This is a genomic window from Pseudomonas sp. Pseusp97 (genome assembly GCF_047304025.1).
Classification (GTDB): domain Bacteria; phylum Pseudomonadota; class Gammaproteobacteria; order Pseudomonadales; family Pseudomonadaceae; genus Pseudomonas.
The window spans coordinates 1-18367 of sequence record NZ_JBGLYK010000046.1; the positions used below are offsets into that span (position 1 = coordinate 1).

At 66.3% G+C, this 18367-nt stretch carries 19 protein-coding genes; 13 read left to right on the forward strand and 6 right to left on the reverse strand.

Annotation, left to right across the window (positions count from 1 at the left end; genetic code table 11):
• Window positions 1-246: 246 nt before the first annotated feature.
• Window positions 247-1245: a lysylphosphatidylglycerol synthase transmembrane domain-containing protein gene (locus ACCC94_RS10915; protein WP_413349467.1), complete on the forward strand. Its 999-nt coding sequence runs from the start codon at window positions 247-249 to the stop codon at window positions 1243-1245.
• 3 nt (window positions 1246-1248) lie between these two features.
• Here the strand turns inward: ACCC94_RS10915 and ACCC94_RS10920 are convergent, their stop codons facing one another.
• Together ACCC94_RS10920 and purU are read right to left on the reverse strand one after the other, a co-directional pair.
• On the reverse strand, window positions 1249-1434 hold the full coding sequence (locus ACCC94_RS10920; RefSeq protein ID WP_413349469.1) for a hypothetical protein: 186 nt from the start codon (window positions 1432-1434) through the stop codon (window positions 1249-1251).
• Window positions 1435-1521: 87 nt separating this feature from the next.
• A complete protein-coding gene (purU, locus tag ACCC94_RS10925) occupies window positions 1522-2373 on the reverse strand; it encodes a formyltetrahydrofolate deformylase (protein WP_017519713.1) in 852 nt (283 codons plus the stop codon).
• Window positions 2374-2629: 256 nt separating this feature from the next.
• On the opposite strand from purU, the gene mvaT reads away from it, so the two are divergent.
• Window positions 2630-3004: a histone-like nucleoid-structuring protein MvaT gene (gene mvaT, locus ACCC94_RS10930; RefSeq protein WP_045211008.1), complete on the forward strand. Its 375-nt coding sequence runs from the start codon at window positions 2630-2632 to the stop codon at window positions 3002-3004.
• Window positions 3005-3072: 68 nt separating this feature from the next.
• Here the strand turns inward: mvaT and sbcB are convergent, their stop codons facing one another.
• Window positions 3073-4503 carry an exodeoxyribonuclease I gene (sbcB, locus tag ACCC94_RS10935; protein WP_413349471.1) on the reverse strand — a complete coding sequence of 477 codons (1431 nt, stop codon included), beginning with the start codon at window positions 4501-4503 and terminating at the stop codon, window positions 3073-3075.
• Window positions 4504-4647: 144 nt separating this feature from the next.
• Between sbcB and ACCC94_RS10940 the strand changes: the two genes are divergently transcribed.
• The 8 genes from ACCC94_RS10940 to ACCC94_RS10975 all read left to right on the forward strand — a co-directional run bounded on the left by ACCC94_RS10940 (window position 4648) and on the right by ACCC94_RS10975 (window position 13372).
• Complete coding sequence (locus ACCC94_RS10940) at window positions 4648-5463, forward strand: hypothetical protein (protein ID WP_413349473.1); 816 nt, start codon at window positions 4648-4650, stop codon at window positions 5461-5463.
• Between the two features lie 136 nt (window positions 5464-5599).
• On the forward strand, window positions 5600-6367 hold the full coding sequence (locus ACCC94_RS10945; RefSeq protein ID WP_413349475.1) for a hypothetical protein: 768 nt from the start codon (window positions 5600-5602) through the stop codon (window positions 6365-6367).
• Window positions 6368-6457: 90 nt separating this feature from the next.
• Window positions 6458-7195, forward strand: a complete 738-nt coding sequence (locus ACCC94_RS10950; protein ID WP_413349477.1) for an RDD family protein — start codon at window positions 6458-6460, stop codon at window positions 7193-7195.
• A complete protein-coding gene (locus ACCC94_RS10955; protein WP_413349479.1) occupies window positions 7192-8178 on the forward strand; it encodes a stage II sporulation protein M in 987 nt (328 codons plus the stop codon). Before ACCC94_RS10950 ends, ACCC94_RS10955 begins: the two co-directional genes overlap by 4 nt.
• Window positions 8165-9760, forward strand: coding sequence for a DUF4129 domain-containing protein (locus ACCC94_RS10960; RefSeq protein WP_413349481.1), 1596 nt, complete (start codon window positions 8165-8167; stop codon window positions 9758-9760). The genes ACCC94_RS10955 and ACCC94_RS10960 overlap by 14 nt, the downstream gene beginning before the upstream one ends.
• The gene (locus ACCC94_RS10965) at window positions 9757-11043 is read left to right on the forward strand and encodes a DUF4350 domain-containing protein (RefSeq protein WP_413349483.1); all 1287 of its coding nucleotides are present in this window, start codon (window positions 9757-9759) and stop codon (window positions 11041-11043) included. The genes ACCC94_RS10960 and ACCC94_RS10965 overlap by 4 nt, the downstream gene beginning before the upstream one ends.
• Complete coding sequence (locus ACCC94_RS10970) at window positions 11040-12047, forward strand: AAA family ATPase (protein ID WP_413349485.1); 1008 nt, start codon at window positions 11040-11042, stop codon at window positions 12045-12047. The genes ACCC94_RS10965 and ACCC94_RS10970 overlap by 4 nt, the downstream gene beginning before the upstream one ends.
• Window positions 12044-13372, forward strand: a complete 1329-nt coding sequence (locus ACCC94_RS10975) for a DUF58 domain-containing protein (RefSeq protein ID WP_413349487.1) — start codon at window positions 12044-12046, stop codon at window positions 13370-13372. The genes ACCC94_RS10970 and ACCC94_RS10975 overlap by 4 nt, the downstream gene beginning before the upstream one ends.
• A 71-nt stretch (window positions 13373-13443) precedes the next feature.
• Here the strand turns inward: ACCC94_RS10975 and ACCC94_RS10980 are convergent, their stop codons facing one another.
• From ACCC94_RS10980 to ACCC94_RS10990, 3 genes are all read right to left on the reverse strand, one after another.
• Window positions 13444-13803, reverse strand: coding sequence for a PilZ domain-containing protein (locus ACCC94_RS10980; RefSeq protein WP_017519702.1), 360 nt, complete (start codon window positions 13801-13803; stop codon window positions 13444-13446).
• Window positions 13804-13863: 60 nt separating this feature from the next.
• The gene (locus ACCC94_RS10985) at window positions 13864-14286 is read right to left on the reverse strand and encodes a DUF4124 domain-containing protein (RefSeq protein ID WP_413349489.1); all 423 of its coding nucleotides are present in this window, start codon (window positions 14284-14286) and stop codon (window positions 13864-13866) included.
• Window positions 14287-14361: 75 nt separating this feature from the next.
• Window positions 14362-14730, reverse strand: a complete 369-nt coding sequence (locus tag ACCC94_RS10990) for a tetratricopeptide repeat protein (RefSeq protein ID WP_413349491.1) — start codon at window positions 14728-14730, stop codon at window positions 14362-14364.
• A gap of 99 nt (window positions 14731-14829) precedes the next feature.
• Here ACCC94_RS10990 and ACCC94_RS10995 point away from each other — a divergent pair, with 99 nt between their 5' ends.
• The 3 genes from ACCC94_RS10995 (at window position 14830) to pyk (ending at window position 18222) form a co-directional block, all read left to right on the forward strand.
• Complete coding sequence (locus ACCC94_RS10995) at window positions 14830-15654, forward strand: outer membrane assembly lipoprotein YfiO (RefSeq protein ID WP_413349493.1); 825 nt, start codon at window positions 14830-14832, stop codon at window positions 15652-15654.
• A gap of 102 nt (window positions 15655-15756) precedes the next feature.
• Window positions 15757-16665 (forward strand): universal stress protein, encoded by a 909-nt coding sequence (locus ACCC94_RS11000; protein ID WP_413349495.1) that lies wholly within the window; start codon window positions 15757-15759, stop codon window positions 16663-16665.
• 105 nt (window positions 16666-16770) lie between these two features.
• Window positions 16771-18222 carry a pyruvate kinase gene (gene pyk / locus ACCC94_RS11005; protein WP_413349497.1) on the forward strand — a complete coding sequence of 484 codons (1452 nt, stop codon included), beginning with the start codon at window positions 16771-16773 and terminating at the stop codon, window positions 18220-18222.
• The last annotated feature ends 145 nt before the right edge of the window (window positions 18223-18367 follow it).

The window sequence follows — 18367 nt, forward strand, 5'->3', positions numbered from 1 at the left end:
CCCCCGCCGGGGGGGGGCCCGCCCGGCCCCCCCTCGGGGGGTCCCCGGGGGGGGCCCACCCCCCCCCCCCCCCCCCCCCGTTGTGTGTGCGGCGCGCGCGGGGCGGGGGGCCCCCTGCCCACGTAAAGTTGGGCGAACGCCACATGCCGATCAGGGTCCATTCTGCATGACAGTTCGATTCCGACAGGAGGCACTGCCCATCCGCTTCGCCTCGCTCGTCCCGTTTCATTCCTCGCAGGTGCGCCCGTGAGCCGTGCCTGGTGGCTGCTGCTCGGGCTGATCGGCGCCTCGCTGATCCCGCTGGCCCTCGGTGGCCGGGAAATGCTGGTGCACGTCCTCGACTTCCCCCGCGACCAGCTGCTGATCATGTTCGGCATGATCTGCCTGTGCTGGCTGATCAACGCGCAGAAGCTGCGGGTCCTGCTCAACGGCCGCGCCGGCGAGATCGGCAAGGCACGCTCGGTGGGCATCATCATGGCCTCGGAGTTTGCCTTCTATGCCACCCCCGGCGGCACCGGCGGCCCGCTGACCCTGATGGCCCTGCTGGCGCGCCATGGCATGCGCCCGGCGCACAGCAGCGCGATCTTCGCCGTGGACCAGCTGAGCGACCTGCTGTTCTTCCTTTGCGCACTCGCGGCGGTGCTGGTGTGGGCGCTGTCGCACAGCGTCAGCCCGAATCTTGAGACCTCACTGATCACCAGCGGCGTGCTGCTGGGCGGGATCTTCTTCGGCGTGGTCCTGCTGGCGCGCTTCCAGCGCCGGGTGATCCGGGCCAACGGCCGGTTGTTCAAGCGTCTGGGGATGAAGCCGCGCACACGCCTGCACTGGGCGCGCAAGGCCCTGCACTTCCGCGACACCCTGGTGAGCTGCCTGCGCCAACCCAGGCGCCGGCTGCTGCTGATCTTCTTCTTCACCTGCTGCCATTGGACGCTGCGCTTCTCGGTGCTCTACATCACCTTGAAGGCACTGGGCGTCGACCTGCACTGGGCCTGGGCCTTCCTGATCCAGCTGCTGTCGCTGGCGGCGGGCCTCGCCACGCTGCTGCCGGGCGGCGCCGGCGGAACCGAGCTGACCAGTGCCGCGCTGCTCGCCCCGCTGGTGGGCAAGTCCACGGCGGCCGCGGCCATCCTGATCTGGCGCGTGGTGACCTACTACTTCTATCTGGTGATGGGCGCGCCGGTGTTCGCCCTGATGGCGGGCCGACCCTTGCTGCGCAAGCTGATCGGGATGCGCGAACGCGCCTGAGGCTCAGCCGCTGGACGTCTTGTCGTCTTCGGACGGCGCCTCAGGCTTGAGCGAATCCCAGAGCTCGGCGGCGCCGGGAAACTCGGTGCCGTCCTCGTCGCTCAGCGCGTCGGGATCGTAACGACTGGTACAACCTTCGCCCAGGGTGGGCGGCGGGTTGGCGGTGCCGGGGTTCTTCGGGTCGCTCATGTCGGCCATCTCCGTTGAGCGCAGCGTCCGCCGCCGGAAGACGGCGGAAGCCTGCACAGTACCCAGTCTAAAACGAGAGCGGGTGGATCAGTCGAACACCACGGTCTTGTTGTCGTGCACCAGCACGCGGTCTTCCAGGTGGTAGCGCAGGCCGCGGGCCAGCACCAGCTTCTCCACGTCCTTGCCCAGGCGCACCAGGTCTTCGATGTTGTCGCGGTGGCTGATGCGCACCACGTCCTGCTCGATGATCGGGCCGGCGTCCAGTTCCTCGGTCACGTAGTGGCAGGTCGCGCCGATCAGCTTAACGCCGCGCAGCGAGGCCTGGTGGTAAGGCTTGGCGCCGACGAAGGACGGCAGGAAGCTGTGGTGGATGTTGATCACCTGGTGGCGGTACTTCTGGCACAGGTCCGGCGGCAGGATCTGCATGTAGCGCGCCAGCACCACGTTGTCGGCCTGGTGTTCGTCGATCAGGCGCGACACCTGCTCGAAGGCCGGTTGCTTGTTCTTCGGGTCCACCGGGACATGGAAGTACGGAATACCGTGCCACTCCACCATGCTGCGCAGGTCATCGTGGTTGGCGATCACGCAGGGAATCTCGCAGTCCAGCTCGCCGCTGTGCCAGCGGTGCAGCAGGTCGGCCAGGCAATGCGACTCGCGGCTGGCCATCAGCACGACGCGCTTCTTCACCGAGGAGTCGGTGATGCGCCATTCCATGGAGAACTCACGGGCAATCGGCGCGAAGGCCTGGCGGAACCCGTCGATGTCGAACGGCAGGGAGTCGGCACGAATCTCATGCCGCATGAAGAACCAGCCGTTGTCGTTGTCGGAATGGTGACTGGCCTCGGTGATCCAGCCGTTGTAAGTGGCCAGGAAATTACTCACCTTGGCGACGATGCCAACCCCGTCGGGGCAGGCGATCACCAGTCGGAAAGTGCGCATGGGTGTACTCCAGATACATCGCGAAGGCGGCCATTCTAGCGGCTGACGGGGAAAAGATCAGCCATTGCCGCGGTGCGCCGACGAGAGCCAGTTCGGCGCTGCGCGAGTGCATCGGTTAATTACCGAAATGAATTATTTAAATAAGTGGACAATTACTCACAAAACTTTTCCCAAGCATTTACTTGAACAACTTCGCTGACTATTATGTCTGCTACAAACTTTCCGCCACCGCTGGCCCCAGAACAAGGTACCCAACATGTCGCTGATCAACGAGTACCGCGCTACCGAAGAAGCCATCAAGGAACTTCAGGAGCGCCTGAAATCCCTGGAGCAGGACGACAAGCTGAAGAAAGAGCTCGAGTTCGAAGAGAAACTTCGCGCGCTGATGGCCAGCTATGGCAAGTCCCTGCGTGACGTCATCGCCCTGCTCGATCCGGACGCCAAGCTGAGCAAGTCGCCGCGCGCCGCCAAGGCCACCGTGAGCAAGCGCGCTCGCAAGGTCAAGCAATACAAGAACCCGCACAATGGTGAAGTGATCGAAACCAAGGGCGGCAACCACAAGACCCTCAAGGAATGGAAAGCCAAGTGGGGCGCCGAAGCCGTCGAAGGCTGGGCCACGCTGCTGGGCTGAGCCTTGCGGACATGAAAAACGCCAGCAGATGCTGGCGTTTTTTATTGCCTGCGGGAAAGTACGGCGCGCTACAGCCCATAGCGCGCGCGCAGCACCTGCGCATACTTCTCCCACTCTTGCAGCACCTGGCGTCCGGCCGGCGTGGCATTGACCAACTGTTCGTTCATTGCCGCGGCAAAGTTATCCAGCGTATTCGGCGCGCCCCACTCGGCCTGACTCAGGCGTGCACGGCAGAAGTCCTGCCATTGTTGCTGTTCCATGGCACTCAAAGTTTCCGGGAAATTGCGTGCCCGATAACGGAAGAGAAGTTCCGGAAGTCGCGCATCGTCGAACGGCCATTGCTCTTTCGCCAACCGCGCAGGATCGGCCTGGCGCACCTGTTCGCACAATCTTCGGTCGCGGTCGCCGATAAATCCGTCATACAACTGCTGCTCGGGATCCTCGCTGCCGGCGAAACTTTCTTCGGCATACAAGGGGGCAAGTTTGTCCTGCCAGATGTCCTTCGCCCGGGTCAGCGTCCGGGCTGCTTCCAGGCAGGCATCGAGGTCCAGCCCGATGCGCTCGCGATCCTGCGGACGCAACACCGAGAGCGGCGCCACCACCGGGCACTTGTTGATGTGCAGCAGCTTCAGCGGCACCGGCAGTTCGCCCTCGGCCAGCTCATCGCGACGCGTGTAGAGGCGCTTGCGCAGGGTCTCCGCATCCAGCTCCAGCAAGGGCGAAACGTCGGCACCCAGGTCGCAGACGATCAGTGCGTTGCGGTTGCGCGGGTGCCAGCCCAGCGGCAGCACCACCGACAGATAATGACGGGCGCCGGAGAACATGCCAGAGATGTGCACCATCGGCTGCAGCACGCGCACCTGATCGAGCACGCCCTGCTTGCCGCGCAGGCGATAGAGGTAGTCGTACAGCCTGGGCTGGCGGTCGCGCACCAGCCGGGCCAGGGCGATGGTGGCGCGAACGTCGGACAGCGCATCGTGCGCCTGCCCGTGGTCGATGCCGTTGGCGGCGGTGAGGCGCTCAAGCTTCAGGCTGACGATGCCGTCCTGCTCCGGCCAGACGATGCCTTCGGGGCGCAGCGCATAGGCGGTGCGGACCATGTCGATAAGGTCCCAGCGGCTATTGCCGCCCTGCCACTCTCGGGCATAGGGATCGAAGAAGTTGCGGTACAGGCTGTAGCGCGTCACTTCGTCATCGAAACGCAAGGTGTTGTAGCCCGCCACGCAGGTGGACGGTTGCGCGAGCTCTGCGTACAGGCGCGTCATGAATTCGGCTTCGCCCAGGCCGCGCTCTTCCAGGCGATCGGGGGTGATGCCGGTGACCAGGCAGGCGGCCGGATGCGGGAGGATGTCGTCACTGGGCCGGCAATAGAGGTTCAGCGATTCGCCGATCTCGTTGAGCTGTTCGTCCGTGCGGATGCCGGCGACCTGCAGCGGGCGGTCGCGGCGCGGGTCGATGCCGGTGGTTTCGTAGTCGTACCAGAAGATGCTGGCGTTCATCGTTTTTCCTTGCCTGCAAGCGAGTGCGTCGCAGTCTAACAGTGCGGCCCGCCACACTTCCAAAACGCCTCACTGGCACCTAGCCAGCCCCGGCCTTTATGATGGGCGTCGCAAGGACACACCCCACTGGAAAGGACTTTCCTCATGCAAGACATCGCTGCACAAAATCCCTACAGCGCCCCGCTGAGCAATCTCGAGCCGGGCGCCGCGCAAGGTTCCGTACCTTCCCTCGCCGAGGCCCTGACCCGCGGCTACGACTTCCGCATCGGCGACCTGCTGGGCGAATCCTGGCGTCGCACCAAGGGCGCCAAGGGCCTGATCATCGGCGGCTTCGTGGTCTTCTATGCGGCGATCTTCGCCCTGGTCAACGTGCTCAGCCTGTTCCTCACCGTGGTCGGGGTAGCCGGCATCGCAGGGATGGGCCTGCTCGGCGACAGCGAAGCCGCCGGCGGCATGGCGGTCGGCGCGCTGGTTGCCTTCTTCATCGGCTCCATCGTCCTGAGCTTCGTCGCCACGGCGGTGTGCTACCCGCTGCTGGCGGGCGTGAACATGCTCGGCATTCGCCGTGCGGCCGACCAGCCGCTGCGCTTCAACGAAGTCTTCAGCCACTTCGGCCGTACCTTCCAGGTGGTGGTCTGCGTGCTGCTGAGCACCCTCATGATCTTCATCGGCTACTTCCTCTTCGTGCTGCCGGGCATCTACCTGAGCATCGCCTACATGCTCGCCATTCCCCTGGTGGTCGAGCGCGGCCTGTCGCCCTGGGCGGCGATGGAAGTCTCGCGCAAGGCCATCACCCAGCACTGGTTCAAGGTGTTCGGCCTGCTGCTGGTGTTCGGCCTGCTGTTCATGCTCAGCACCCTGACCCTGGGCATCGCGCTGATCTGGGTGCTGCCGTGGCTGATCGTCGCCATCGGCGTGCTCTACCGGACCATCTTCGGCGTGCTGCCCGCCAAGGCGTGATATCCGGCTGGAAGTGGCGTCCGGCGCCACTTCCAGGTTTTCGAGGCGACCCGCATCGAGTGTCGCCGGCACCACCGGCATTAGCCTGCCTTACCCCTCCCGCGCCGTTACCGATGCGCGCCCAAGGAGCAAAACCATGACTACCGATACTTCCTCCAATCCCTTCGCACCACCCACCAGCCCGCTGCAGGACCCCATCGCCAAAGGCACAGTGCCGAGCATCGAGGAGGCGCTCGCACGCGGTTACGACTTCTCCATCGAAGGCCTGATCAAGGATGCCTGGCAGCGTGTCAACGGCACCAAGGGGCCGATTATCCTCGGCTTCATCGTCTACATGGTCATCGTGCAGGTCATCAGCTTTGTCCTGGGCCTGGTGCTGGGCCTCGGCTTTGCCGCCAGCGGCTCCGAAGCCGGCTTCGGCATGGCCATTCTGCAACTGGTAGTGGGCATAGTGGCGGCCGCGGTCGGCTACCCGTTCCTCGCCGGGATCAACATGCTCGGCATCCGCCGCGCCGCCGACCAGCCCGTCTCGTTCAACGAGATGTTCGGCCACTTCGGCCTCTTCGTGCCGCTGTTCATCACCGGCCTGGTGATGACCCTGCTGGTCTATCTCGGCGTGCTGATCCTGGTGCTGCCCGGCATCTACCTGAGCATCGCCTACATCCTGGCGATCCCGCTGGTGGTGGAGCGCAAGCTGAGCCCCTGGCAGGCGCTGGAGGCTTCGCGCAAGGCGATCACCCAGCACTGGTTCAAGGTATTCGGACTGTTCCTGGTACTTGGCGTGATCCTGATCCTCAGCGCCATTCCGCTGGGCATCGGCCTGATCTGGACACTGCCGCTGTCGATCATTGCCATCGGCGTGCTCTACCGCACCATCTTCGGCGTACTGCCGCCCGCCAACTAAGTCGCCATCGGCCAATCCTCGCCAGCGCGGTTGCCTCGCCGCACCGCGCTGGCTAGCATCTGGCTCCTACGTCATCGACAGCGGTTTCCCTTGAGCCCAGCAGACCTTCATCCCAACGCGTCTTCCCACACGAGCGTCCTGGATACCCGCTACCACGTGGAGACCCCGGAAGGCATCGACCTGCTGCTGCGTCCCGCCGGTGTCGTCCCCCGCGCCCTCGCCTACCTGATCGACCTGGGCATCCGCGTGCTGCTGATGGTGGCGCTGTTCATGCTGCTGGCCTTCCTCGGCGAACTGGGCACGGGCCTGGGGCTGATCCTCACCTTCATCATGACCTGGTGGTACATGGTGCTCTTCGAAGTGCTCAACCAGGGCCGCTCGCCCGGCAAGCAGGTGATGGGCCTGCGCGTGGTGCACGACGACGGCACGCCGATCGGCTGGTCCGCCTCGCTGCTGCGCAACCTGCTGCGCTTCGCCGATATCCTGCCGTTCGCCTATACGCTCGGGCTGCTCAGCTGCCTGTCCAACGCCGGTTTCAAGCGCCTGGGCGACCTCGCCGCCGGCACCCTGGTGATCTACCGCGACCCGCCGCCGAGCCGCCCGCAGGTGCCGCAGACCACCCCCGAACTCGCCCCCTGGCCCTTGAGCCTGGAGGAGCAGCGCGCGCTGATGAGCTTCGCCGAACGCGGCACGCAGCTGTCGGCCGCTCGCCGTGAAGAACTCGCCGGCATCCTCGCGCAACCGCTGGGCACCGCGCCGCAGCAGGCGGAGGCACGCCTCAACCGCATCGCCAGCGGCCTGCTGGGCAACGGGACGGGCCAGCCATGAAGCAGGCCTTCTTCGAGCAACGCCTCCAGGGCAGCTGGAAGCGCTTTGCCAAGCGCCTGGAGCAACTGGAAGGCGGCAAGCGCCAGGAACCCAGCGACAAGCCCGAGGAGTTCGCCGCCGACTACCGGCGCATCTGCCAGCAGCTCGCCCTGGCCCAGGAGCGCGGCTACAGCAGTCACCTGATCGACCAACTGCAGCAACTCGCCATGCGCGGGCACCAGCAGTTCTACCGCCACCGCAGCCACCTGGGCGCGCGCATCCTCGGCTTCCTGGTCGCCGGCTTCCCGCGGCTGGTGCGCGAGGAGTGGCGCTGCATCGCCCTCGCCAGCCTGCTGTTCTATGGCAGCCTGCTGCTGATGGGCGTGCTGGTCTACCACTTCCCCGACCTGGTCTACAGCGTCATGGCGCCGGAGCGGGTTTCCGAGATGGAGTCCATGTACTCGCCGGACACCACGCGCCTGGGCCCCATGAGCACGCGCGACGCCGGCGACGACTGGCAGATGTTCGGCCACTACATCATGAACAACATCGGCATCGCCTTTCAGACCTTCGCCAGCGGCCTGCTCTTCTGCGTCGGCAGCCTGTTCTTCCTGCTGTTCAACGGCGTGGTGATCGGCACCGTCGCCGGCCACCTGACCCAGGTCGGCTACATCGAGACCTTCTGGTCCTTCGTCATCGGCCACGGCGCCTTCGAGCTGACCGCCATCACCTTCGCCGGTGGCGCGGGCCTGAAGCTCGGCTGGGCGCTGCTCTCGCCCGGACGCCTGAGCCGCCTGGAAGCCCTGCGCCAGGCGGCCTCGCGCGCGGTGCAGCTGATCGGCGGGGTGATCCTGATGCTGCTGATCGCCGCCTTCATCGAAGGCTACTGGTCCTCCATCACGCACTTTTCGGCGGCGGTGAAGTACTGGGTCGGTGCCGGACTGTGGCTGCTGGTAGCCAGTTATTTCCTCCTGGCCGGACGGAGACGCCATGCGCCTGACTGACGCCAGCGTCGCCATCCGCCCGCGCAGCGCCTGGGAGGCGCTGGACCTGGGCATCCTCCTCGCCCGCCGTCACGCCGGCGTGCTGATGGCCAGCTGGGCGATCGTCACCCTGCCGGTGTTCGTGCTGCTGTCCGTGCTGCTGTGGAACTACTCCAGCTGGGCGATCCTGATCTTCTGGTGGTTCAAGCCCGCCTTCGAGCGCCTGCCGCTATACATCCTGTCGCGCTCGCTGTTCGGCGACACGCCGACGCTCAAGGAGGCACTGCGTGCCTTCCCCGGCCTGCTCAAGGCACAACTGCTGCCCAGCCTGCTCTGGCGCCGCTTCAGCCCGACCCGCAGTTTCGACCTGCCGGTGCTGCAACTCGAAGGCCTCAAGGGCCAGGCGCGCAGCCAGCGCCTGGTCGTGCTGGGCCAGCGCAACGCCGGCGGCGCCACCTGGCTGACCGTCGTCGGCATGCATTTCGAACTGGCGCTGTGGCTGGGCCTGACCACGCTGATGTACCTGATGCTGCCCAACCAGTGGGTCGAGGACTGGGAGTGGAAGTCGCTGATCAGCGCCGCACAAGGCGACTGGGCGTGGCTCGAGCACATCAGCAACCTGATCTACGCCCTGCTGCTGATCGTCTGGGAACCGGTGTACGTCGCCTGCGGCTTCACCCTCTACCTCAATCGCCGGACCGAGCTGGAAGCCTGGGACATCGAGCTGGTCTTCCGCCGCCTGCGCCAGCGCCTGGTCGGCAGCGCCTATGCCCTGCTGCTGGTCGTGGCCGGCGCCTTTGCCCTGCTGCCAGGCAACGACGCACTGGCCGCCGGCTCGGAAACCGCCAGCAAGGCCAGCCAGAGCTGCCCGCTGCCCGACCAGAACCCCGACGGCCCGCAGGGCGCAAGACTGACCCAGCAGAAACTCAACAGCGAAGATTCACGCAGCGCCGCGGAAAAGATCCTCGCCGCGCCGCCGTTCAGGAACAGCGAAAAAATCACCAGCTGGCGTCTGCATGAAGAGAAGAAAGAACAGAAGCCGGCCGATCCGGACGAGGCCAAGCGGCTGAAGAACTTCTTCGAGGCGCTGGGCAACTGGAAGGCCTTCAAGTTCGCCGCGCAAGGTATCGAGGTGCTGCTCTGGGGCCTGCTGTTCACCCTCATCGCGCTGGTCATCTGGCGCTACCGTGAATGGCTGCGGCTGTTCGTCGGCCGCATCGGCCTGCCGCAGAAGCCGCGCCGCGAAGCGCCCAGCGTGCTGTTCGGGCTGGACCTGGCGCCGGAAACCCTGCCCAGCGACGTGGCCAGCGAAGCCGAGCGCCTGTGGGACGAACAACCCCGCGCCGCGCTCGGCCTGCTCTACCGCGCCCTGCTCAGCCGCCTGCTGCATGACTTCCGCGTGCCGCTGCGCGAATCGACCACCGAAGGCGAAGTGCTGGTGCGCGTGGCCGACCTGAATGACCCGCCGCTGGACAACTTCGCCCGCAGCCTGACCCAACAGTGGCAGGCACTCGCCTACGGGCACCGGGCGCCGCGGGCCGAGCTCAAGCAGCAGCTGTGCGCCGAATGGCGTCATCTGTTCGGCACCGAGGTGCGGGCATGAAGCGCAGCAACCTCGTCCTGCTGGTGCTGCTGTGCTTGCTTGTGCTGGGCGGCATCGGCTACTACCTGTACCGCAACCTCGAGCCCTACACCGAGACCATTGAGCACGGCGCCTCTCCGGAGGCCCGCGCCAACCCCTATCTCGCCGCCGAGATGTACCTGCGCGGCCGCGGCATCCGCGTCACCACCGCCCGCGGCATGGAAGTGCTGGACCAGTTGCCGAGCAAGGGCCAGACCCTGATCCTGCTGGGCACCCGCGAGAACGTCACGCCCACCCAGAATGCCCGCCTGCTCGATTGGGCCAATCGCGGCGGCCACCTCATAGTCACCGCCGAAAGCCTGTGGGACGAAGAGGAAGGCAAGAGCGGCGACGCGCTGCTGGACCAGTTGGGTGTGCAGCAATTCCTCACCTCCGACCTGAAGGACAAGGAAGAGAAATCCGCTGCGTCCGATGACGATTCAGCGGCAACGCCCGAGGACGGACCGCAGGAAAAGGCGGACAAACCGGAAGTGGAGGAAGACCACCCGGACCAGGCTTCCAGCGCCCAGGAAAACGAGGCGGCGGAAGCCGATCCCTACCCGCAGCTGACCAAGCTCTACCTGGAGAACGAGAAGGCTCCGGCCTACATCGACTTCGACACCGACTACCACCTCTTCGACTCGAAGAACCTCGCCTACGCCTGGGCCAACAGCGCCGATTCCACCCACCTGCTGCAACTGCAGCAGGGCCAGGGGCTGATCACCGTGCTCACCGACAACTGGATCTGGCAGAACGGCGAACTCGACACCTACGACAACGCCTGGCTGCTCTGGTACCTGACCCAGGACAGCGCCGTCACGCTGGTCTATCGCGCCGACGGCACCAGCCTGATGACCCTGCTGCTGCGCTACTTCCCGCAGGCCCTGCTGGCCGTCGTCCTGCTGCTGGTGCTGGTGCTCTGGCGCAACGGCCTGCGCCAGGGCCCGCTGCAGCCCAACCCGGACCGCAGCCGCCGGCAACTGGAAGAACACCTGCGCGCCGGCGCCGATTTCATCCTCCGCCAACGCGGCCAGCTCGCCCTGCTGCAGGGCCTGCAACGTGACGTGATGCGCCGGGCGCGGCAGCGCCAGCCCGGCTTCGACCGCCTGCCGGTCGCCGAACAATGGCAAGCTCTGGGCCGCATGACGCGCATGTCGGTCAGCTCCATCAGCCAGGCCATGCGCCCGTATCCGCAACAACGCATGGCCGTCGCCGAATTCACCCGCCAGGTCGCGCACCTGCAAAGCCTCAGGAATGCCCTATGAGTGACCAACCTGAACAGCCTTCCACCACCGCCTCCAATGCCGCTGCCCAGCGTCAGCGCGCCAGCCAGTTGGCCCAGGCGCTGCGCCACGAACTGCAGAAGGCCCTGATCGGCCAGCAGGAGGTGATCGACGATGTGCTCACCGCCCTGCTCGCCGGCGGCCACGTGCTCATCGAAGGCGTTCCCGGCCTGGGCAAGACCCTGCTGGTCCGCGCCCTCGCCCGCTGCTTCGACGGCGGCTTCGCGCGCATCCAGTTCACGCCCGACCTGATGCCCAGCGACGTTACCGGCCACGCCGTGTACGACCTCGCCACCGAGCAGTTCAAGCTGCGCAAGGGCCCGGTGTTCACCCACCTGCTGCTGGCCGACGAGATCAACCGCGCGCCGGCCAAGACCCAGGCCGCCCTGCTGGAAGTGATGCAGGAACGCCAGGTCACCCTCGAGGGCCGCGCCCTGGCGGTGCCGCAGCCATTCATGGTGCTGGCGACGCAGAACCCCATCGAGCAGGAAGGCACCTACCCGCTGCCCGAGGCCGAGCTCGACCGCTTCATGCTCAAGCTGCGCATCGACTACCCGCTGGAGGCCGAGGAGCAGACTCTGGTGCGCCAGGTCACCCGCTCGGCGCGCAGCGACATGCTCGACGTGGCGCCGATGCGCGCGCTGCTCAAGGACAAGGACGTGCTGGCCCTGCAGAAGATCGCTGCCGACCTGCCCATCGACGACCAGGTGCTCGACTACGCCGTGCGCATTGCCCGCACCACGCGCAACTGGCCGGGTCTTGCGCTCGGCGCCGGGCCGCGCGCATCCATCGCCCTGGTGCGTTGCGCCCGCGCCCGAGCGCTGCTGCGCAGCGGCGACTTCGTGATCCCGGACGACGTCAAGGGCAGCGCCCTGGCCGTACTGCGGCATCGCGTGCGCCTGTCGCCGGAACTGGAGATCGAAGGCCTGTCGGTGGACCAGGTGCTGCAACAACTGCTCGACCAGGTACCGGCGCCGCGCGTATGAAGCCATCGCGCGCGCTCCTCGCGCTGCTCGGCGTCCTGCTGGCGATCGCCATCGCCCTGGGCGCGGCCGAGGCACTGGACTCGGGCTGGGCGCTGCTCGGTCGCCTGTGGTGGGGAGCGCTGTGTGCGCTGGTCCTGCTGGCACTGGCCGATGCCCTGTGGCTGCGCCGCACGCCCTCGCCCGAGCTGAAGCGCCAGCTCAGCGGCAACCTGCCGCTGGGGCGCTGGTCCGAGGTGCGCCTGCAATTCCATCATCGCTATGCCCAGCCGCACCGCATCACGGTGTTCGACCACTTGCCCGCCGGCATGGACTTCGAATACCTGCCGCAGACCGTAGACCTCCATCCCGGAGAACAGACCGAGCTGGGCTATCGCGTGCGCCCGCTGTCGCGCGGGCATTTCGTCTTCCCGCGCTGCGAGATCGAACTGGCGAGCCCGCTGCGCCTGTGGAAGGGCCGGCGCTACCTGGAACAGCGCGACGAAACCCGCGTCTACCCGGACTTCGCCCGCCTCTATGGCGCCGAACTGATGGCCGTGGACCACTGGCTCAACCGCATCGGCGTGCGCGCCGGGCAGCGCCGTGGGCTGGGCCTGGATTTCCACCAGCTGCGCGAGTTCCGCGACGGCGACACCCTGCGGCAGATCGACTGGAAGGCCACCGCGCGCAAACGCACACCCATCGCCCGCGAGTACCAGGACGAGCGCGACCAGCAGATTCTCTTCCTGCTCGACTGCGGTCGGCGCATGCGCAGCCACGACGGCGACCTCTCGCACTTCGACCATTCGCTCAACGCCAGCCTGCTGCTGGCCTATGTCGCGCTGCGCCAGGGCGACGCGGTGGGCCTGATGACCTTCGCCGGCGACCAGCCGCGCCACCTGCCGCCGGCCAAGGGCAGCGCCCAGCTCACCGCCCTGCTCAACAGCGTCTACGACCTGCGCAGCAGCCAGCGCCCGGCGGACTTCCCTGCCGCCGTGCAGGCCGTACTCACGCGCCAGCGCCGCCGCGCGCTGGTGGTGATAGTGACCAACCTGCGCGACGAGGACGACGAGGAACTGGTGGCGGCGGTGAAGCGCCTGGGGCGCCAGCACCGCGTGCTGGTGGCGAGCCTGCGCGAGGAAGTGCTGGATCGCCTGCGCCAGTCGCCGGTGGAAGGTTTCGAGGAGGCCCTGGCGTACTGCGGCGCGGTGGATTACCTGAACGCGCGCGCCGGGCTGCACGAGAAGCTGATGGCCCATGGCGTGCCGGTGCTCGACGCGCGGCCGAGTCAGCTGGGGCCGGAACTGATCAGCCGATACCTGGGCTGGAAGAAGGCTGGAGCGCTGTAACGCCGCTCCACATCCGGACGCCAACTCCCTGGCGTCCCACACCGTGCAGGTCGGTCAGCGCGTCCTGCGCTTCAGACCGACTCCACCTGCCGGCGAAAACTGAAATAACGGCGCAGCGCGTCGACCAGCTCGACGTATTCCATCGGCGGCGCCGCCAGGCTGAAGCCCGAATCGTAGTGCCCCGGATTGACGTCCTCGCGGCACCATTGGCAGGTGGCGGCGAACTCGATCAGTTGCAGCTTGCCGTCGTGGCTGGGAATCTTCAGGCGCATTTCGAAGCGGCCACCCACCAGCATCGGCAGCTGGCTGATCAGGAGCAGTCCATCCAGCGACACGTTGCCCAGATAACCCATGGGTTTGTCGGTGATGCTGTTGAACACCTTCAGGTAATAGGGCAGCTGATGGCGCTCGATATGTCGTTGATGACGCATAATGGCGTTTCGCTATGAAATATCGTCCAGTATGACGATGCCGCCCCTGCAGGGCCAGTCCTAACGACAACCTTCCGCCAGCCGTGCGCTAAGCGCCTGACGAGCGGCGTCGAGCTGTGCATCGCTGTAGTAAGTCCTTTCACCATTGCCGTCCTGCGTGAAGTAGCGACCGCCATGACTGAGCGATTCAAGGTCGTGACGCCACTGCGCGCATTGCTGGGTCAGCTTGGCCTGCTGCTGCGCCGCCTGGCTCTGGGCGGCGGCACTTTCATCTCGACGCGCATCGTAGAAACGACGGGTGCGTTCCTCCCGCTCGCGGGTCGCCGCATCACGCTCGACGACCTGCGGCTTGACCTCGACGCGTTGCGCCCCGGGCGGTGGTGTCTCGCTGAAGTGCACCTTTCCCTGAGCGTCGGTCCAGCGGTAGATGTCCGCCGAAGCCAGCAGGGGGAAACACCAGGCGCAGAGCCACAGGGCGCGCATTCGTAACTCCTTGCAGGAAGCATCCATGAGAGTAGCCAGCTATGCGCGCCGCTCAAGCCGGCCCGCGACCGTCGGTCAGGGCGTAGGCGTGTCCAGGCGCAGATCGTTGGGCAGGCGGCCGTTCAAGCGCAGCGTTTCCAGCCGTGCCTTGGCCCGGTAAGCATACTCGCTGGTGGGATAGCGGGCGACGATGAACTGGTAGGTCTGCGCCGCGTCGACGTAGAACTTCTCGCGTTCCAGGCACTGGCCGCGCAGCATCGAGATCTCCGGTTGTATCCACGGCCGCGCGCGGGCCTTGCGCTCGGTCTCGGAAAGCTCCAGTTGCACCCGCTGGCAGTCGCCGTTCTTGTAGGCGCGGTAGGCATTGTTCAGGTGATAGTTCATCGACCAACTGGTGCAGCCGGTAACACTCAGCGCCAGCAGCGCGAGGAAAAGGGTTCGCATGGGCATATCCTCCGTTGGGAAGTGTATCGGCCCGTCTTGGCCGTACTGTAGCCCGCCACTAGACTCACGTGGACCTCGCCCTGGCGCAAAGGAGCTGCCATGCGTTTCGTCCACGCCCTCTCGACTGCCCTGCCGCTCGCCGTGCTGCTGCCCTGGCTCGCCGGCTGTGCCCCCACGACGCCGCTGTTCGTGGCCCAGGTCACCACCGGCGAAGTGGCCGAATACAAGCAGCTCAAGAACAAACGCATGACCGCCGCCGTGGAAGAGGAAGGCGACCTGCTGACCTACAGCGCCCAGGCCATTCGCGACGGCAAGAGCGCGGAGGCCGAGAAGCTCTACCTCACCGGCTACGACAACACCCGCTACGGCCCGGAAGTGCGCGCCATCGCGCTGTACCAGATCGGCCTGATCTACATGAGCCGCTACAACGACCAGCGCGACGATCAGAAGGCCATGGATTACTTCCAGCGCATCGACCGCGAATTCCCCGGCACCAGGGCTGCCGAACACGCCGACGCCCGGGAGCTGATCATCCGCCAGCGCGCCAAGGAGCCGGTGCAGAAGACCGCCAAGCAGCTGCTGGCCGACTGGCAGCCGCAGTACAACCTGGACCTGAACAAGCCGACCCTCGACCCGGACATGACCCTGCTGTCGCGCCGCGCCGTGCTCAAGGGTCGTGTCGATGAAGCAGCCCAGCTCTACCTGCTGGGCGCCAATGACCCGGCCATTCCACCGGATATCCGCGAGAAGGCCCTGTACCAGTTGGGCCTGATGTACATGGCGCCGGACAACCCCCACCCGGACCGCGAGAAGGCCATCGCCTACCTGCGTCGCCAGCTCGCCGAATTCCCCAATGGCGAACTGGCCGACAAGGGCGCCCGCCACCTGGACCGCGCACTGAACCAGACCTCGCCGCGCAGCTGACAGCAAAGCCGCCGTGCGCCGCTGAGCCAGGTCAAGGCGCGCGGCCGGCGCCAGTGTCTACGCTTGCTCTGCATTGAGCGCAGAGCAAGCGAGGACTTTGCCATGAAGCTGCAGCACCTGCTCGTCATCATCGACCCGAGCCGCGAGGACCAGCCCGCCCTTACCCGCGCCCGCTGGATCGCCCAGCGCTGCGGCGCGCGCCTGGAGCTGCTGGCCTGCGAATACAATCCGGCGCTGGACAATGCACTGCTGCTGGAGCGCGGCGACCTCGACGCCGCCCAGCGCAACCTGCTGGACGAGCGCCTGGCCTGGCTTCAACACCTGGCCGCGCCGCTGCGCGATGGCGGCCTCGAAGTTCACTGCCAGGTGCGCTGGGGCAAGTCCCTGCACCACCAGGTGGTCCTGCACTGCGAGCAGACCGCCCCGGACCTGGTACTCAAGTCCGCGCACCACCACAACCTGCTCAAGCGCCTGTTCCTCACCAACAACGACTGGCAACTGATCCGCCATTGCCCGCAGCCGCTGTGGCTGGTGCAGCACGGCGAGTGGGCCGGCCGCAGCCTGTGCGCCGCCGTCGATCCGCTGCATGCCGGCGATGCCCCGGCTGAGCTGGACCATCGCCTGATCAGCGTGGCCCGCGAGCTGGAGCAACGCCTGCAACTGGACGCCCATTACCTGCACGCCTACATGGCGTTGCCGCACACCCTGGCGTTCAACGCCGAGCTGCTGGCCGACTACGATAACTACGTACTGCGCACTGAGGCTCATCACCGCGACGCCTTCGCCGCCCTGCTCGCGCACTACCCGCAGATCGATCGGCAACGCACGCAGCTGGGACAAGGCTTCGCCGAGGAAGTGATCCCGACCTACGTGAAGGACCACGACATCGACCTGCTGCTGATGGGCGCCGTCGCCCGCGGGCAGCTCGACAACGCACTGATCGGCCAGACCGCCGAGCGGGTCTTCGAGGAAGTCGAATGTGATCTGCTGGTGATCCGGCCCCGCACCTGAGAGAGCCACCTGAAAGAGTCACCTGAAGAGAGTAAGATGGCGCCCTGGCCGCTCCGGACCCACTTCGGCGGTGGCCTGACCGCTGCTTTCCCCTAGGAGTCCCGCATGTCCCTTCGCCGCACCAAGATCGTCGCCACCCTCGGCCCAGCCAGCAATTCCCCCGAAGTCCTGGAGCAGCTGATCCTCGCCGGGATCGATGTCGCCCGCCTGAACTTCTCCCACGGCACTCCCGACGAACACCGCGCGCGCGCCCAGCTGGTGCGCGACATCGCCGCCAAGCATGGCCGCTTCGTGGCGCTGCTGGGCGACCTGCAGGGTCCGAAGATCCGCATCGCCAAGTTCACCAACAAGCGTATCGAACTGGCTGTCGGCGACACCTTCCGCTTCTCCACCAGCCACCCGCGCACCGACGGCAACCAGCAAGTGGTCGGCATCGACTACCCGGACCTGGTGAAGGACTGCGGCGTGGGCGACGAGCTGCTGCTGGATGACGGCCGCGTGGTCATGGTGGTGAAGGAAGTGAAAGCGGACGAACTGGTCTGCGAAGTCCTGATCGGCGGCCCGCTGTCCGACCACAAGGGCATCAACCGCCGTGGCGGCGGCCTCACCGCGCCGGCCCTCACCGAGAAGGACAAGGCCGACATCAAGCTCGCCGCGAGCATGGATCTGGACTACGTCGCCGTGTCCTTCCCGCGTGACGCCAAGGACATGGAATACGCCCGCCGCCTGCTTACCGAAGCCGGCGGCAGCGCCTGGCTGGTGGCCAAGATCGAGCGCGCCGAAGCCGTGGCCGACGACGAAGCCCTGGACGGCCTGATCCGCGCCAGCGACGCGGTGATGGTGGCCCGTGGCGACCTCGGCGTGGAAATCGGCGACGCCGAACTGGTGGGCATCCAGAAGAAGATCATTCTGCACGCGCGCCGCTACAACAAGGCGGTGATCACCGCGACCCAGATGATGGAGTCGATGATCCACAACCCGATGCCGACCCGCGCGGAAGTCTCCGACGTGGCCAACGCCGTGCTCGACTACACCGACGCGGTGATGCTCTCGGCCGAATCCGCCGCCGGCGAATACCCGGTGGAAGCGGTCAAGGCCATGGCGCGCATTTGCGCCGGCGCCGAGAAGCACCCGACCACCAAGAAATCCAGCCACCGCCTGGGCCAGACCTTCGAGCGCTGCGACGAGAGCATTGCGCTGGCGGCCATGTACACCGCCAACCACTTCCCGGGCATCAAGGCGATCATCTGCCTGACCGAAAGCGGCTACACCCCGCTGATCATGTCGCGCATCCGCTCTTCGGTACCGATCTTCGCCTACTCCCCGCACCGCGAAACCCAGGCCCGCGTGGCGTTGTTCCGTGGCGTGGAAACCATCCCCTTCGATCCGGCCGCCCTGCCGCCGGAGCGGGTCAGCCAGGAAGCCGTCGACGCGCTGCTGCAGCGTGGCGTGGTGAACACCGGCGACTGGGTGATCCTGACCAAGGGCGACAGCTACACCGCCCAGGGCGGCACCAACACCATGAAGGTGCTGCACGTGGGCGACCTGCTGGTCTGATCCTGCTGCAAGCGAAATTGACAAGGCCGCCTTCGGGCGGCCTTTTCATTGCTGATGCAGAGCCGTCCCTGTAGGAGCGAGCTTGCTCGCGAACCGGGTTCGCGGGCAATTCTGTGGCAGGGCTGTTCGCGAGCAAGCTCGCTCC

Coding starts and splice junctions, on each gene's coding strand:
- ACCC94_RS10975 (WP_413349487.1), top strand. CDS start 12,044: ATGAAGCCATCGCGCGCGCTCCTCGCGCTGCTCGGCGTCCTGCTGGCG.
- ACCC94_RS10995 (WP_413349493.1), top strand. CDS start 14,830: ATGCGTTTCGTCCACGCCCTCTCGACTGCCCTGCCGCTCGCCGTGCTG.
- ACCC94_RS10940 (WP_413349473.1), top strand. CDS start 4,648: ATGCAAGACATCGCTGCACAAAATCCCTACAGCGCCCCGCTGAGCAAT.
- ACCC94_RS10965 (WP_413349483.1), top strand. CDS start 9,757: ATGAAGCGCAGCAACCTCGTCCTGCTGGTGCTGCTGTGCTTGCTTGTG.
- mvaT (WP_045211008.1), top strand. CDS start 2,630: ATGTCGCTGATCAACGAGTACCGCGCTACCGAAGAAGCCATCAAGGAA.
- ACCC94_RS10985 (WP_413349489.1), bottom strand. CDS start 14,286: ATGCGCGCCCTGTGGCTCTGCGCCTGGTGTTTCCCCCTGCTGGCTTCG.
- ACCC94_RS10990 (WP_413349491.1), bottom strand. CDS start 14,730: ATGCGAACCCTTTTCCTCGCGCTGCTGGCGCTGAGTGTTACCGGCTGC.
- ACCC94_RS10945 (WP_413349475.1), top strand. CDS start 5,600: ATGACTACCGATACTTCCTCCAATCCCTTCGCACCACCCACCAGCCCG.
- sbcB (WP_413349471.1), bottom strand. CDS start 4,503: ATGAACGCCAGCATCTTCTGGTACGACTACGAAACCACCGGCATCGAC.
- ACCC94_RS11000 (WP_413349495.1), top strand. CDS start 15,757: ATGAAGCTGCAGCACCTGCTCGTCATCATCGACCCGAGCCGCGAGGAC.
- pyk (WP_413349497.1), top strand. CDS start 16,771: ATGTCCCTTCGCCGCACCAAGATCGTCGCCACCCTCGGCCCAGCCAGC.
- ACCC94_RS10980 (WP_017519702.1), bottom strand. CDS start 13,803: ATGCGTCATCAACGACATATCGAGCGCCATCAGCTGCCCTATTACCTG.
- ACCC94_RS10960 (WP_413349481.1), top strand. CDS start 8,165: ATGCGCCTGACTGACGCCAGCGTCGCCATCCGCCCGCGCAGCGCCTGG.
- ACCC94_RS10970 (WP_413349485.1), top strand. CDS start 11,040: ATGAGTGACCAACCTGAACAGCCTTCCACCACCGCCTCCAATGCCGCT.
- ACCC94_RS10920 (WP_413349469.1), bottom strand. CDS start 1,434: ATGAGCGACCCGAAGAACCCCGGCACCGCCAACCCGCCGCCCACCCTG.
- ACCC94_RS10955 (WP_413349479.1), top strand. CDS start 7,192: ATGAAGCAGGCCTTCTTCGAGCAACGCCTCCAGGGCAGCTGGAAGCGC.
- purU (WP_017519713.1), bottom strand. CDS start 2,373: ATGCGCACTTTCCGACTGGTGATCGCCTGCCCCGACGGGGTTGGCATC.